General features: G+C 61.3%; 14 protein-coding genes. 9 read left to right on the top strand and 5 right to left on the bottom strand.

Annotated elements, in window-relative coordinates; genetic code table 11:
• Positions 1-713 precede the first annotated feature (713 nt).
• From K0H48_RS09330 to K0H48_RS09320, 3 genes are read right to left on the bottom strand one after another with little or no spacing between them, the layout of a single operon-like run.
• Positions 714-1,520: a sulfite exporter TauE/SafE family protein gene (locus K0H48_RS09330; protein WP_219267251.1), complete on the bottom strand. Its 807-nt coding sequence runs from the start codon at positions 1,518-1,520 to the stop codon at positions 714-716.
• Positions 1,521-2,765: an FAD/NAD(P)-binding oxidoreductase gene (locus tag K0H48_RS09325; protein WP_219267250.1), complete on the bottom strand. Its 1,245-nt coding sequence runs from the start codon at positions 2,763-2,765 to the stop codon at positions 1,521-1,523.
• 51 nt (positions 2,766-2,816) lie between these two features.
• The gene (locus K0H48_RS09320; protein WP_017136253.1) at positions 2,817-3,152 is read right to left on the bottom strand and encodes a helix-turn-helix transcriptional regulator; all 336 of its coding nucleotides are present in this window, start codon (positions 3,150-3,152) and stop codon (positions 2,817-2,819) included.
• Between the two features lie 94 nt (positions 3,153-3,246).
• On the opposite strand from K0H48_RS09320, the gene K0H48_RS09315 reads away from it, so the two are divergent.
• Positions 3,247-4,110: an MBL fold metallo-hydrolase gene (locus K0H48_RS09315; protein ID WP_219267249.1), complete on the top strand. Its 864-nt coding sequence runs from the start codon at positions 3,247-3,249 to the stop codon at positions 4,108-4,110.
• Positions 4,111-4,229: 119 nt separating this feature from the next.
• Here K0H48_RS09315 and bkdR read toward each other — a convergent pair whose 3' ends face one another.
• Positions 4,230-4,718, bottom strand: coding sequence for a Bkd operon transcriptional regulator BkdR (gene bkdR, locus K0H48_RS09310; RefSeq protein WP_056861361.1), 489 nt, complete (start codon positions 4,716-4,718; stop codon positions 4,230-4,232).
• A 195-nt stretch (positions 4,719-4,913) separates the two neighbouring features.
• Here bkdR and K0H48_RS09305 point away from each other — a divergent pair, with 195 nt between their 5' ends.
• From K0H48_RS09305 to K0H48_RS09285, 5 genes are all read left to right on the top strand, one after another.
• On the top strand, positions 4,914-6,149 hold the full coding sequence (locus K0H48_RS09305; protein ID WP_219267248.1) for a 3-methyl-2-oxobutanoate dehydrogenase (2-methylpropanoyl-transferring) subunit alpha: 1,236 nt from the start codon (positions 4,914-4,916) through the stop codon (positions 6,147-6,149).
• Position 6,150: 1 nt separating this feature from the next.
• On the top strand, positions 6,151-7,209 hold the full coding sequence (locus tag K0H48_RS09300; protein WP_138450567.1) for an alpha-ketoacid dehydrogenase subunit beta: 1,059 nt from the start codon (positions 6,151-6,153) through the stop codon (positions 7,207-7,209).
• On the top strand, positions 7,210-8,463 hold the full coding sequence (locus K0H48_RS09295) for a dihydrolipoamide acetyltransferase family protein (protein WP_219267247.1): 1,254 nt from the start codon (positions 7,210-7,212) through the stop codon (positions 8,461-8,463).
• Between the two features lie 3 nt (positions 8,464-8,466).
• Positions 8,467-9,846: a dihydrolipoyl dehydrogenase gene (gene lpdA, locus K0H48_RS09290; RefSeq protein ID WP_219267246.1), complete on the top strand. Its 1,380-nt coding sequence runs from the start codon at positions 8,467-8,469 to the stop codon at positions 9,844-9,846.
• Positions 9,847-10,070: 224 nt separating this feature from the next.
• Positions 10,071-11,090 (top strand): branched-chain amino acid aminotransferase, encoded by a 1,020-nt coding sequence (locus K0H48_RS09285; RefSeq protein WP_200432463.1) that lies wholly within the window; start codon positions 10,071-10,073, stop codon positions 11,088-11,090.
• A gap of 89 nt (positions 11,091-11,179) precedes the next feature.
• Here the strand turns inward: K0H48_RS09285 and K0H48_RS09280 are convergent, their stop codons facing one another.
• Positions 11,180-12,073 carry a GNAT family acetyltransferase gene (locus K0H48_RS09280; protein ID WP_219267245.1) on the bottom strand — a complete coding sequence of 298 codons (894 nt, stop codon included), beginning with the start codon at positions 12,071-12,073 and terminating at the stop codon, positions 11,180-11,182.
• Positions 12,074-12,357: 284 nt separating this feature from the next.
• On the opposite strand from K0H48_RS09280, the gene ctlX reads away from it, so the two are divergent.
• From ctlX to K0H48_RS09265, 3 genes are all read left to right on the top strand, one after another.
• Positions 12,358-13,284 carry a citrulline utilization hydrolase CtlX gene (gene ctlX / locus K0H48_RS09275; RefSeq protein ID WP_219267244.1) on the top strand — a complete coding sequence of 309 codons (927 nt, stop codon included), beginning with the start codon at positions 12,358-12,360 and terminating at the stop codon, positions 13,282-13,284.
• 11 nt (positions 13,285-13,295) lie between these two features.
• Positions 13,296-14,342, top strand: a complete 1,047-nt coding sequence (locus tag K0H48_RS09270; RefSeq protein ID WP_200432460.1) for an ornithine cyclodeaminase — start codon at positions 13,296-13,298, stop codon at positions 14,340-14,342.
• Between the two features lie 226 nt (positions 14,343-14,568).
• The coding region (locus K0H48_RS09265; RefSeq protein ID WP_219267243.1) for a transporter substrate-binding domain-containing protein at positions 14,569-15,137 on the top strand (569 nt) is incomplete at its 3' end.

Raw genomic sequence — 15,137 nt, 5'->3', positions numbered from 1 at the left:
TCTAAATGTGGGAGCGGGCTTGCTCGCGAATGCGGTGTGTCAGTCAATTTATCTGTCACTGATACACCGCATTCGCGAGCAAGCCCGCTCCCACAATTGACCGTATGCAGTTTTGAAAATGAGGTCGGCTGCGGATTTGCATGCACTGAAGAGCTGCTTTTCTGTGGGAGCTGGCTTGTCGGGTCGCCGCATCGCTGCGATGCAGGCACCTCGGTACATCAGGCACACCAAGTTGATGCTATCGCAGCGGTGCGACGATTCGACAAGCCAGCTCCCACCTTTAACCGCGTATGGCTCTGCAGTTGCTGTTGCTCTGGCCCTTACATCCTTTTCGATGACGAAGTCAGCGGTCTTTTGATCTGCGCTTTTGATCTTGATCTGAAATCGCCCCGTCAAACACGATGGCCGCAATTCGACAGTGATTTGGGGGGGGGTAAACCGGCAGGGATGCCGGTTTAGCCGCGCTGGGCCAAGGATGGCCCATCGCGGCGGCCCCCCCAAATCACTGGCGGATTGCGGGCATGCCGAGCCATAGCGAGGCACCGAGTGTTGGGGCGAAGACCTTTGGTTACTTTTGTGTCTTTACAAAAGTGACCCGCCGTCAGGGCGGAACCATAAGCAGCCGTTACCGCAGCAACGGATATGTACACCACCAAAAGACCGCTATCGCAGGCAAGCCAGCTCCCACAGTTGGACTGTGTTGCACATCAGGATCAGAGCGCAGCCTTGACCAGCATCCCCGCAGCCACCACCACACACAGGCTGGCAAAGCCCACCTGCAAAGAGCGTGCGGGGATTATTGAACACAGGCGCCGACCGGCCAGCATGCCGACAATACTCGCGCCGATAAACACCCAGCCCATCGGCTCGATGCTCACACCGGCCTGCATCGACCCGGCCACGCCAATCAGCGAAATCAGGCTGATCACCATGAGCGAGGTGGCGACAATCCCGCGCATCTGCACATCGGTCAGTTGCTTGAACGCCGGCACGATCAGGAAACCACCGCCCACGCCGAGCAAGCCCGATACCGCGCCAGTCACGGCCCCCAAAGCCGCCAACGTGGCACTGCATTTGGCGGTCCAGGCCAGGCGCCCGGTCTGCTGGTTGAGCATGCAGTTTTTCTGGCCCCAGGACGCGGCGCCATGGTCGCTGGGCCCGGCTTCGAGCTTTTCGCGTTGCAACATGCGCCAGGCCACCAGCACCATCAAGGCACTGAACAAGCCCATCAGCAGGTGTTCGGGCAACTGGTGCGCAATAAATACGCCCAGCGGCGAGAACAGCGCGCCCAGCAACGCGATCAATAACGCGGCGCGGTAGCGCACCAGGCCATGGCGTAACCCGTCAATGGCGCCGACCGCCGCCGCTGCGCCCACGGCGAGCAACGACACCGGCGCCGCCTGGGTCATGGTCAAGCCAAGCCCCAACACCAAGGCCGGCACCCCGAGGATGCCACCGCCCGCGCCGGTCAGGCCCATGACCAGGCCCATCAATAAACCCAACAGACTTGCCAGCAGCATTTAATCCACCTTACTCAGGCGGGTCAGCCACTCGCGGCCCTTGAGCATGCCGTTCCAGTAGAACCACGGCAGCAGCGTGGCCTTGAGGAACCACATCGAGCGGCGTGCCTGGGTCGGGTCCAGCGCGAAGGTCGGCAGCAGCTTGCCGCCATAACCAAACTCGGCCAGCACCACCTTGCCCTTCTCCACCGTCAACGGGCAGGAGCCATAGCCGTCATACTTGAGCGGCAGCTGCGCCTGTTTGCGCAGGGCCAGCAGGTTTTCGGCCACCACCACAATCTGCTTGCGCACGGCGGCAGCGGTTTTGGCGTTGGTGGTGCCGCACACATCGCCGAGGCCGAAGGTGTGCGGGTAGCGCAGATGTTGCAGGCTGTGCGGGTTCACCTCGCACCAGCCGGCGGCGTCGGCCAACGGGCTCTGGCGGATAAAGTCCGGAGCCACTTGCGGCGGGACCACGTGCAACAGGTCGAAGGATTTTTCTTCGACGGTGGCATTGCCTTCGGCGTCTTTGACTTCAAACCAGGCTTTGCGGGCCGCGCCATCGACCTTGACCAGATTGGAATTGAACGCGAGGCGGGCGTTGTATTTCTCTACGTACTTCATCAACGGCGGCACAAAGGTGGCGACGCCAAACAGCGCAGCGCCGGCCAGGTTGAATTCGACGTCGATGTTTTTCAGGTTGCCCTGCTTGAGCCAGTGATCGCAGGACAGGTACATGGCCTTTTGCGGCGCGCCTGCGCATTTGATCGGCATGGCCGGCTGGGTAAAAATCGCCTTGCCGCTCTTGAGCTGCTGCACCAACTGCCAGGTGTAGGCCGCGTGTTCGTAGCTGTAGTTGGAGGTCACGCCGTTGTGGCCGAGGGTTTGTTCCAGGCCGTCGATTTTTTCCCAGGCCAGGCGCAAGCCGGGGCACACGATCAGGTTGTTCCAGGTGACGCGCTGACCATTGTCGAGCACCAGGGTTTGCTCGTCGGGCAGCAATTCGGCGACTGCGGCCTGCACCCAGGCGACGCCATTGGGCAGTACGTCGGCCAACGGCCGTCGGGTCTTTTTCAGGTCGTAGGCGCCGCCACCGACCAGCGTCCAGGCCGGCTGATAGCAGTGATAGTCGTTAGGTTCGATCAGGGTGATGTTCAGCTGCGGGTCGCGTTTGAGCAAGCTGGCCAGCAGGCCGATGCCTGCCGAGCCGCCGCCGATGACTACGATGTCGCCACTGATGGTCGGTCCCCAGTGTTGCTCGGTCATGGTCTTTTGCCTTTTATCGTCAATGCACACAAGGGTCGCTGCCGTATGGCGTCACGCCCAGCTTTTTATGACCGCACCGCAGTACAAGCCGGACAAGGTCTTCATCACTTGAATCACTTCGTGGCTGGCCAGCCCGTAGAAAATGTATTTACCTTCCCGACGGGTGGCGACCAACCCTTCGTCACGCAAAATGCCCAACTGTTGTGACAGCGTGGGCTGACGCACGCCGGTCATGGTTTCCAGCTCGCCGACATTGCGCTCGCCCTGGGTCAACTGGCACAGGATCAACAGGCGATCCTCGTTGGCCAGTGCCTTGAGCAAGGAGCAGGCCTTGGACGCCGATGCACGCAACTGGGCGACTTCGCCCTCACTCAGAGTAGATTCCATTTGCCTCGGGTCCTTTATGTCACTTAAGCTCAAAACATTATGTGTAAACGTAAACTGATTGTAACCACTTTTTTCGCTCCCGGGGACCGCCGCCATGCCAGCGTTGATTCAAGCCTTTCTGGACGAGGCATCGTCGACCTTCACCTACGTCATCTATGAACACGATGGCGGCCCGTGCGCTATCGTCGATTCGGTACTCAATTACGACCCCGCGTCCGGACGCACTGAAACCACCCAAGCCGATAAAGTCATAGCCTTTGTGCGTGAGCACGGTTTGCAGGTGCAGTGGCTGCTGGAAACCCACGCGCATGCCGATCACTTGTCGGCGGCGCCTTACCTGCGCCGCACGCTCGGCGGCAAAATCGCCATCGGCCAATCCATCAGCAAGGTGCAGGACGTCTTCAAGCACCTGTTCAACCTGGAGCCCGAATTTCGCGTCGATGGCTCGCAGTTCGACCACCTGTTTGCGCCGGATGAAATCTTTCATATCGGCAACTTGAAGGCCCAGGCGCTGCATGTGCCCGGCCACACCCCGGCCGACATGGCGTACCTGATCGACGGTCGATTGATTTTGGTGGGCGACACGCTGTTCATGCCGGATGTGGGCACTGCGCGTTGCGATTTCCCTGGCGGCGATGCGCGGCAGTTGTATGCGTCGATGCGCAAACTGCTGGCCTTTCCATTGGAGACTGAGCTGTATGTATGCCATGACTACCCGCCTGAAGGTCGCGAGGCCAAGTGCCTGACCACGGTCGCCGAGCAGCGCGCGGGCAATATTCATGTGCATGACGGTGTGGATGAAGCGGCGTTTGTGCAGATGCGCACCCAGCGTGATGCCGGGTTGGGGATGCCGACGCTGTTGCTGCCGGCGATTCAGGTGAATGTGCGGGCGGGGAATATGCCGCCGGCGGAAGACAATGGGGTGGTTTACCTGAAGATCCCACTTAACCAACTGTAGAAACGTCGATTCCCTTGTGGGAGCTGGCTTGCCTGCGATAGCGGTGTATGAGTAACCCATGTGTCAACTGGCCCACCGCTATCGCAGGCAAGCCAGCTCCCACATTGGATTTGTGTGATTCAGTTGCCCAGGCTGATGCCATTGGCCGGCAACGGCAGCGCGGTCTTGTAGCGCACCTGCTTGAGCGCAAAGCTTGAGCGGATGTTGGCCACGCCCGGCACCTTGGTCAGAAAGTCCATCATGAAGCGCTCCAGCGACTGGATTGTCGGCACCAGTACCCGGATCAAATAGTCCGGGTCACCCGCCATCAAATAACACTCCATCACTTCCGGCCGGTCCGAGATCGCGCCCTCGAACTGCTGCAATGCCAGCTCGTTCTGCTTTTCCAGGCTCACATGAATGAACACATTCACGTGCAGCCCCAGCAGGTCGGCGTCCAGCAAGGTGACCTGATCACGGATAAGCCCCAATTCCTCCATGGCCTTCACCCGGTTGAAGCACGGTGTGGGCGACAAGTTGACCGAGCGGGCCAGGTCGGCGTTGGTGATACGGGCGTTCTCCTGCAGGGCGTTGAGAATGCCGATATCGGTACGGTCCAGTTTGCGCATGAGACAAAATCACCTGTTTATTATGTTTATGCAGTTTTTTTATCCGCAAATGGTCTTGAGCGCAATGAAACACAGATAAATATTCTTCTACGCCACGCCTATGATGTTTGTAGGACAAGATTTCTCCTATCCGGAGACTGACTGTCAGCTAGCGCGCCCACTACAAGAAATTCACAAGATCGAGCGTAGAAAGCCATGAACCAGCCGTATGCACCACTGCGCCTGCACGTTCCCGAACCCTCGGGCCGCCCAGGCTGCAAGACCGACTTTACCTACCTGCGCCTGACTGACGCAGGTACGGTGCGCAAACCCGCCATCGACGTAGAACCCGCCGACACCGCTGACCTGGCCAAGGGCCTGATCCGCGTGCTCGACGACCAGGGCCAGGCCCTTGGCCCGTGGGCTGAAGGCGTATCCGCCGAGATCATGCGTAAAGGCATGCGCGCCATGCTCAAGACGCGCATCTTCGACAACCGCATGGTGGTCGCCCAGCGTCAGAAAAAAATGTCGTTCTACATGCAAAGCCTTGGCGAAGAGGCCATCGGCAGCGCCCAGGCCCTGGCCTTGAATATCGACGACATGTGCTTCCCCACCTACCGCCAGCAAAGCATCCTGATGGCCCGCGAAGTGCCGCTGGTGGACCTGATCTGCCAACTGCTGTCCAACGAGCGCGACCCGCTCAAGGGCCGTCAGTTGCCGATCATGTACTCGGTCAAGGACGCCGGTTTCTTCACCATTTCCGGCAACCTCGCCACCCAATTCGTGCAAGGCGTAGGCTGGGGCATGGCCTCGGCGATAAAGGGCGATACCAAGATTGCCTCGGCCTGGATCGGCGACGGCGCCACCGCCGAATCGGACTTCCACACCGCCCTCACCTTCGCCCACGTGTACCGCGCGCCGGTGATTCTCAACGTGGTCAACAACCAGTGGGCCATCTCCACCTTCCAGGCCATCGCCGGCGGTGAAGCCACCACCTTCGCCGGACGCGGCGTGGGTTGCGGCATCGCTTCCCTGCGTGTGGACGGCAACGACTTCATCGCCGTGTATGCGGCGTCTGCCTGGGCCGCCGAGCGGGCGCGCCGTAACCTTGGGCCAACTCTGATCGAGTGGGTCACCTACCGCGCCGGCCCGCACTCCACCTCGGACGATCCGTCCAAATACCGCCCGGCCGACGACTGGAGCCACTTCCCGCTCGGCGACCCGATTGCGCGTCTCAAGCAGCACCTGATCAAGATTGGCCAGTGGTCCGAAGAGGAGCACACCTCGGTGAGTGCCGAGCTTGAGGCCGAAGTGGTCAAGGCGCAGAAAGAAGCCGAACAGTACGGCACCCTGGCCGGTGGCCAGATTCCAAGCGCCGCGACCATGTTCGAAGACGTTTACAAAGAGATGCCGGAGCACTTGAAGCGCCAGCGTCAAGAGTTGGGGGTCTGACATGAACGATCACAACAACAGCATCGAATTGGAAACCGCCATGACCACCACCACCATGACCATGATCCAGGCCCTGCGCTCGGCCATGGATGTGATGCTTGAGCGTGACGATAACGTGGTGGTGTTCGGCCAGGACGTCGGCTACTTCGGCGGCGTGTTCCGTTGCACCGAAGGTTTGCAGAACAAGTACGGCAGCTCGCGGGTGTTCGACGCGCCGATCTCCGAAAGCGGCATCGTCGGCGTTGCCGTGGGCATGGGTGCGTATGGCCTGCGCCCGGTGGCAGAAATCCAGTTTGCCGATTACGTGTACCCGGCCACCGACCAGATCATCTCCGAAGCCGCCCGCCTGCGTTATCGCTCGGCGGGCCAGTTCACCGCCCCCTTGACCATGCGCATGCCGTGCGGCGGCGGCATCTACGGCGGTCAGACCCACAGCCAGAGTATCGAAGCGGTGTTCACCCAGGTCTGCGGCCTGCGCACGGTGATGCCGTCCAACCCGTATGACGCCAAGGGCCTGTTGATCGCCTCGATCGAAAACGACGACCCGGTGATCTTCCTCGAGCCTAAACGCCTGTACAACGGCCCGTTCGATGGCCACCACGATCGCCCGGTTACACCGTGGTCGAAACACCCGCAAGCGCAAGTGCCGGACGGTTACTACACCGTGCCGCTGGACGTGGCCGCCATCGTGCGCCCCGGCTCGGCCGTGACGGTGCTGACCTACGGCACCACCGTGTACGTGTCGCAAGTCGCCGCCGAAGAAACCGGCATCGACGCCGAGGTCATCGACCTGCGCAGCCTGTGGCCGCTGGACCTGGAAACCATCGTCAACTCCGTGAAGAAGACCGGCCGTTGCGTCGTGGTGCATGAAGCCACGCGTACCTGCGGCTTTGGTGCCGAGTTGGTGTCGCTGGTGCAAGAGCATTGCTTCCATCACCTGGAAGCGCCGATCGAACGCGTCACCGGTTGGGACACGCCCTACCCGCACGCGCAAGAGTGGGCGTATTTCCCAGGGCCGTCCCGCGTGGGCGCGGCGTTGAAACGGGTCATGGAGGTCTGAATGGGCACGCACGTTATCAAGATGCCGGACATTGGCGAAGGCATCGCAGAAGTTGAACTGTCGGTATGGCATGTAAAGGTCGGTGACCTAGTGGTTGAAGACCAGGTGCTGGCGGATGTGATGACCGACAAGGCGATGGTGGACATTCCCTCGCCGGTGCACGGCAAAGTGATTTCCCTCGGCGGCGAGCCGGGTGAAGTCATGGCGGTGGGCAGTATTTTGATCAGCATTGAAGTCGAAGGCGCAGGGAATGCCAAGGATGTGCCGGTGGTGGCTGAGCCGGTGAAAGCAACCCCCGTGATTGAAGCCAAACCCGCGCCAGTGGTTGAAACACAGCCGGTAGCCAAGCCCGCTGCTGCTCCGGTAGCCCGTGCCGCCGATGAACGCCCATTGGCTTCACCTGCCGTGCGCAAACACGCGCTGGATGCCGGCATTCAATTGCGTCTGGTGCAAGGTACTGGCCCGGCGGGTCGGGTGCTGCACGAAGACCTGGACGCTTACCTGCAACAAGGTGCAGCCCAGCCTTCGGCAACCGCCAACCCTTACGCCGAACGCAACACTGAAGAACAGATCCCGGTGATCGGCATGCGCCGCAAGATCGCCCAGCGCATGCAGGACGCCACCCGCCGCGCCGCGCATTTCAGCTACGTGGAAGAAATCGACGTCACGGCGCTGGACGAGTTGCGTGTACACCTCAATGAGAAGCACGGTGCCACGCGCGGCAAGCTGACTTTGCTGCCCTTCATCGTGCGCGCCATGGTCGTGGCGTTGCGGGACTTCCCGCAGATCAACGCCCGTTACGACGACGAAGCCCAAGTCATCACGCGCCTGGGCGCGGTGCATGTGGGCGTCGCTACCCAAAGCGACGTGGGCCTGATGGTGCCGGTGGTACGTCACGCCGAAGCCCGCAGCCTGTGGGGCAATGCCGAGGAAATCGCACGTTTGGCCAGCGCCGCGCGCAATGGCAAGGCCAGTCGCGATGAGCTGTCGGGCTCGACTATCACCCTGACCAGCCTCGGCGCGTTGGGCGGCATCGTCAGCACACCGGTGCTGAACCTGCCGGAAGTCGCCATCGTCGGCGTCAACCGCATCGTTGAACGGCCGATGGTGATCAAAGGCCAGATCGTGGTGCGCAAGATGATGAACCTCTCCAGCTCCTTCGATCACCGCGTGGTCGACGGCATGGACGCGGCGCAATTCATCCAGGCCATTCGTGGCCTGCTCGAACAACCCGCCAGCCTGTTTTTGGAGTAAGGCATGCCTCAGACATTGAACACCACGCTGCTGATCATCGGCGGCGGCCCTGGCGGTTATGTGGCGGCGATCCGTGCCGGCCAACTGGGCATCCCGACCATTCTGGTCGAGGGCCAGGCGCTCGGCGGCACCTGCCTGAACATCGGCTGCATTCCCTCCAAGGCCTTGATCCATGTGGCCGAGCAGTTCCAGCAAACCGTGCACCACAGCCAGGGTTCGCAGTTGGGCATTGAAGTGGATGTGCCGACCCTGGACATCCGCAAGAGCGTGGAATGGAAAGATGGCATTGTTGACCGCCTGACCACCGGCGTGGCCGCGTTGCTCAAGAAGCACAAAGTGCAGGTGATCCACGGTTGGGCCAAGGTGGTCGACGGCAAGACCGTCGACGTCGGCGACCAGCGCATTCAGTGCGAGCACCTGCTGCTGGCCACCGGCTCGAAAAGTGTCAACCTGCCGATGCTGCCGATTGGCGGGCCGATCATCTCGTCAACCGAAGCACTGGCGCCGACCCGCGTGCCCAAGCGCCTGATTGTGGTGGGTGGCGGCTATATCGGGCTGGAACTGGGCATTGCCTACCGCAAGCTCGGCGCCGAGGTCAGTGTGGTCGAGGCGCAGGAGCGCATCCTGCCCGCCTACGACGGTGAGCTGACGCTGCCGGTGGCCGAATCGCTCAAGCAGTTGGGGGTCAAGCTGTACCTCAGCCACAGCGTCACCGGTTTCGAAAACAACAGCCTGCAGGTACGTGACCCGAACGGCGACACGCTGTCGCTGGAAACCGATCAGGTGTTGGTGGCGGTGGGCCGCAAGCCCAACACCCAGGGCTGGAACCTCGAAGCGCTGAACCTGGCGATGAACGGTGCGGCGATCAAGATCGACAACCGTTGCCAGACCAGCATGCGCAATGTGTACGCCATCGGCGACCTGAGTGGCGAGCCGATGCTGGCGCACCGGGCCATGGCCCAGGGCGAGATGGTTGCCGAACTGATCAGCGGCAAACACCGCGAGTTCAACCCGGCGGCGATCCCGGCGGTGTGCTTTACCGACCCGGAGCTGGTGGTGGTCGGCAAGACCCCGGACGAAGCCAAGGCGGCTGGCCTGGACTGCATTGTGTCGAGCTTCCCGTTTGCGGCCAATGGCCGGGCGATGACCCTGGAGTCGAAAACCGGCTTTGTGCGCGTGGTCGCGCGGCGTGACAACCACCTGATTGTCGGCTGGCAGGCGGTGGGGGTTGGTGTGTCTGAGTTGTCTACGGCCTTTGGCCTGAGCCTGGAAATGGGCTCGCGCCTGGAAGATGTGGCGGGCACCATCTATGCGCATCCGACTTTGGGTGAAGCCGTGCAGGAAGCTGCTTTAAGAGCTTTGGGGCACGCGCTGCACCTGTAAAACCGTGGTGAGGCCATCGCAGGCAAGCCAGCTCCCACAGGGGAATGCATTGCAAATGTGGGAGCTGGCTTGCCTGCGATAGCGGTGGATCAGCCAATACACAGGCTCAATGGTCCACCCACCTGCTCCCACACCGGCCAAGAATGAAGTATTGTTGCGCCCATCCAGTAAAAAACCGACAAGCCTGCCTTCGACCAGGCGGTTGACCAGAGATAGAGGGTGTCATGGGTAACGAAAGCATCAATTGGGACAAGCTGGGTTTTGACTACATCAAGACCGACAAACGGTTTCTCCAAACCTGGAAAAACGGCGAGTGGCAAGCGGGCACCCTGACCGACGACAACGTGCTGCACATCAGCGAGGGTTCCACCGCCCTGCACTATGGCCAGCAGTGCTTTGAAGGCCTCAAGGCCTACCGCTGCAAGGACGGCTCGATCAACCTGTTCCGCCCGGACCAGAACGCCGCCCGTATGCAACGCAGCTGCGCACGCCTGCTGATGCCGCATGTGACCACCGAAGACTTCATCGAAGCCTGCAAACAAGTGGTCAAGGCCAACGAGCGGTTCATCCCGCCGTACGGCAGTGGCGGCGCGCTGTACCTGCGCCCGTTCGTGATCGGCACCGGTGAGAACATCGGCGTGCGTAGCGCACCGGAGTTTATCTTCTCGGTATTCGCCATCCCGGTCGGCGCCTACTTCAAAGGCGGCCTGGTGCCCCACAACTTCCAGATCTCCACGTTCGACCGCGCCGCACCACAAGGCACCGGTGCCGCCAAGGTCGGTGGCAACTACGCCGCCAGCCTGATGCCGGGCGCTGAAGCAAGGAAATCCGGTTTCGCCGACGCGATCTACCTGGACCCGATGACCCACTCGAAAATCGAGGAAGTCGGTTCGGCCAACTTCTTCGGTATCACCCGCGACAACCAGTTCATCACGCCGAAGTCGCCTTCGGTGCTGCCAGGCATCACCCGCCTGTCGCTGATCGAACTGGCCGAGACCCGCCTGGGCCTCAAAGTGGTCGAGGGCGACGTGTTCATCGACAAACTGGACCAGTTCAAGGAAGCCGGCGCCTGCGGTACCGCTGCCGTGATCTCGCCAATTGGCGGCATCCAGTACGACGGCAAGCTGCACGTGTTCCACAGCGAAACCGAAGTGGGCCCGATCACCCAGGCGCTCTACAAAGAACTGACCGGCGTGCAGACCGGCGACGTTGAAGCGCCAGCGGGTTGGATCGTCAAGGTCTGACTCAGCAAACGCAAAACCCAATGTGGGAGCTGGCTTGTGTGGGAGCTGGCTCCCACACAAGCCAGCTCCCACATTTGCTTGCGGTGTGCTCAGGATTGAGGCGGGATATTCACCGCAATCTTCTTACCCATGCTGATCCTCGGCTCCACCCCATACCCTAGCGCCTCGTAGAACCCCACGACCGCGTCATTGCCGCCCGTAATCTGCAGGTTGATCTTCATGCAACCCAACGCAGTCAGTGCCTGCTCGGCATAGCGCACCAGCGAAGCGCCCAGGCCCTGCCGACGATAATCGCTGTGTACCGCCACCGAATACAACCAGCCGCGATGCCCGTCATAGCCGGCCAGGATGGTGCCGATCACGGCCTTTTTATCCGTCGCTACAAAGAACAGCCCATCATTGACCGCCAGCTTTTTGTCGATTGCCAGGCTTGGCAGGTTGTGCGCGGTGTCATAGCCAAACGCCTGCTGCCACAGCGCCACCACCTGGGATCTGTGTGGACGATCGCGATATGGCCCGATGGGATGGCGCGATAACAAGGCCTTTTCCATCACCAGCGTGCGCTCATTGCCATGGTAAACGTCGCGTACTGTGTGAAAACCCAACTTGGTATAGAACGGCTCGGCCGTCAGCGAGGACGGCACGCTCAGGACCGTCACCCCGGCTTCAACGGCCCGCAGCTCAATCTCGATCATCAGCAGCCGGCCAATGCCCTGACCTTGCAACGCCGGGTTGACGAACACCGAGCGCACCACATTGCCATCAAGGGCGGCGGTGGCGACGATCATCTGATCCTGGCTCGCCACCAGCACCACCCGGCGCTGGAGCAACGCCAGCACGGCGTCGGGCGTGAAGTTGCTGGCAACCCGAGCAATCACATCTGCCGGGTAATCCCGCGCATTGCTGCTGTGCAAGGCCGCCAGGATGACCTGGCTGATGCCCTCGGCGTCGGTGGGTTGGGCAAGACGAACAGCGGTAGACATGCATTCTCCTTCCTGGCTCGGGGTTCACGACCGCCACCATACTAATGTGGGAGCTGGCTTGCCTGCGATAGCGGTCTGTCAGTCAGCGCATCTGGCGCAGACAGACCGCCATCGCAGGCAAGCCAGCTCCCACAGTTTGATTGCATTTCAACTTGCCAGCCGATTCGGCTGCGCTACCTCACTTTTCAGCTTTCCCGGCTGAGCCGCCCCGCTATATCAGCCGGGATTCACCCGCCACAGCGCACAAAATAGCCCCACAGCTCAACCCATGGATTCGTGCACCCATGCAAACCACCAACACCGTTTTGATGATTCGCCCGGCGCGCTTTGCCTTCAACCCGGACACCGCGATCAACAACCGCTTCCAACGCCAGCCACTGGATCCTCTTGGCGCGCAGCAAAAAGCGCTGCAAGAGTTCGACGGCTATGTCGATACCCTGCGCCAACATGGCGTAGAGGTGCTGGTGGTGCAAGACACCCCGGCGCCCCACACGCCCGACTCGATCTTCCCCAACAACTGGTGGAGCAGCCACGCCGACGGCAGCCTGGTGCTGTACCCGATGGAAGGCCAGAACCGACGACTGGAGCGCAACAAAGGCGTGCTGCAAGTACTGGAGCAACGCTTTGCAATCCATAGCACCATCGACCTGAGCCACCTCGAACAACAGAATATCTTCCTCGAAGGCACCGGCAGCATGGTGCTCGACCGCCAGCACCGCATCAGCTATGCCTGCCACTCCGGACGTACCCACCAAGACGCCTTGCGCCAGTTCGCCGAACGCCTCGACTACCAACTCTGCGTCTTCCACGCCGTCGACCGCCACCACGCGCCGATCTACCACAGCAACGTGATGATGAGTGTCGGCCGTGATCTTTCGGTGGTGTGCCTGCAAGCCCTGCCCGATGCCAGCGAACGCCAGGCCCTGGAACGCTCGCTGCGCGATACCGGCAAAGACATCCTCGCCCTCGACTTCGATCAGCTCGAAGCCTTCGCCGGCAACATGCTCGAAGTCCACGACCGTGACGGCCAACCGCTGCTGGTGATGTCGGCCAGCGCCTGGAGCGCCCTGCACCCGGCCCAGCGCACGCATGTCGAACGCCACACCCGCCCGGTGGTGGTGAACATCGACAACATCGAACGCATCGGCGGCGGCAGCGCCCGCTGCATGCTGGCGGAAGTACACCTGCCCGCCCGCGCCTCATTTCAATAAGGAGTCTTGCCATGACCCGCTATATCGACGTCAACGACCTCAGCTACCTGGTTTCACAAAAGGGCCTGCAAACCTGCATCAGCGAAATGGCCGAATACATCCGTGCCGACTACCTGCGCTGGCAGGACTTCGAAAAGTGCGCGCGCCTGGCCAACCATTCGCCGGACGGCGTGATCGAGTTGATGCCGGTGTCCGACGCCTCGCTGTACGCCTTCAAGTACGTGAACGGCCACCCGAAGAACACCCTGGCCGGCATGCTCACAGTGATGGCCTTTGGCGCCCTGGGCGATGTCGACACCGGCAAGCCGGTGCTGCTGGCCGAAATGACCCTGACCACCGCGATCCGCACCGCGGCCACCTCTGCCCTGGTAGCCCGCTACCTGGCGCGCGACAACAGCCGCAGCATGGCGTTGATCGGCAACGGCTCGCAAAGCGAGTTCCAGGCCCTGGCTTTCCACGCCATGCTCGGTATCAGCGAAATCCGCCTGTTCGATATCGACGCCAAGGCCACTGCCAAGCTGGCGGCCAACCTCAAGGCGTTCCCGGCGATCAAGGTGATCCTGGCCGCCAGCGTCGCCGAAGCGGTCAAAGGCGCGGACATCGTCACCACCGTCACGGCCGACAAGGCGTACGCCACCATCCTCACCGACGACATGATCGAACCGGGCATGCACCTGAATGCCGTGGGCGGCGATTGCCCCGGCAAAACCGAGCTGGACCGCCGCATCGTCGAGCGCGCTCGGGTGATCGTCGAGTACGAACCGCAAAGCCGTATCGAAGGTGAAATCCAGCACATGCCGGAAGATTCGCCGGTGACCGAGCTGTGGCAAGTCATCAATGGCCAGCAGCCCGGCCGCGAGAACGCGCGCCAAGTCACGCTGTTCGACTCAGTGGGTTTTGCCATCGAAGACTACTCGGCCCTGCGTTACGTGCTGGACGTGGCCAAGGCGCTGGATGTGGGCAGTACACTTGAGCTGGTGCCGGACCTCGCCGACCCGAAAGACCTGTTTGCACGCCTGGCCCAACAGCCACGCGTACAGCACAAAAAGCGCGCCTGAAACCGCTCTGGCCTGCCGCTTTGCGCCCAAGGCAGGCCGGATTTACATCAGTTAAAAGCCGATTTTGCGCGTGCCGCAGCCGATTCCGCTGCATTGCGCTTTTTAACAGCGCAATTCGCGCTTTATGCACGGGGTAAACGACACAAAAAACGCACCACCATGAAGCATTCTCTGCTCCCAGCGATTCACTGCCCTGACATCAATTACAAAATATAGGGACTGTCACATGACTCCATTGCGATCACTCTTCGCCGCGTTGCTGTTGCCACTGTGTGCCAGCGCTGCTTACGCCCAGGACTGGAAAGAAATCCGCTTCGGCGTATTCCCCGAGTACCCACCCTTTGAGTCAGTCGCCGCCGACGGCAGCCTGCAAGGTTTTGATATCGAGCTGGGCAACGCCATCTGCGCCAAGCTCGAAGTCAAATGCACCTGGGTGCACAACGAATTCGACGGCATGATCCCGGCCCTGCGCGCGCGCAAGTTCGACGCGATCATGTCGTCCATGGCCGTGACCCCGGCGCGTGAGAAAGTCATCGACTTCAGCGACCGCCTGTTCCTCAGCCCCACCTCGGTGATCACGCGTAAAAACGCCGACTTCGGCGACACGCCGGAGTCGCTCAAAGGCAAGCAGGTCGGCGTGCTGCAAGGTTCGCTGCAGGAAGCCTATGCACGTGCGCACCTGGCCAAGCTCGGCGCGCAGATCAAGGCGTACCAGTCCCAGGAGCAGAACTACGCCGACCTGCAAAACGGCCGCCTCGACGCCACCCTGACCGACAAGCTCGAAGCCCAGCTCAA

Source organism: Pseudomonas sp. Xaverov 259, from assembly GCF_019352915.1.
Lineage (GTDB): Bacteria > Pseudomonadota > Gammaproteobacteria > Pseudomonadales > Pseudomonadaceae > Aquipseudomonas.
Note: the sequence above shows the minus strand (reverse complement) of the source record. Positions and strands in the feature narration are given on the sequence as shown.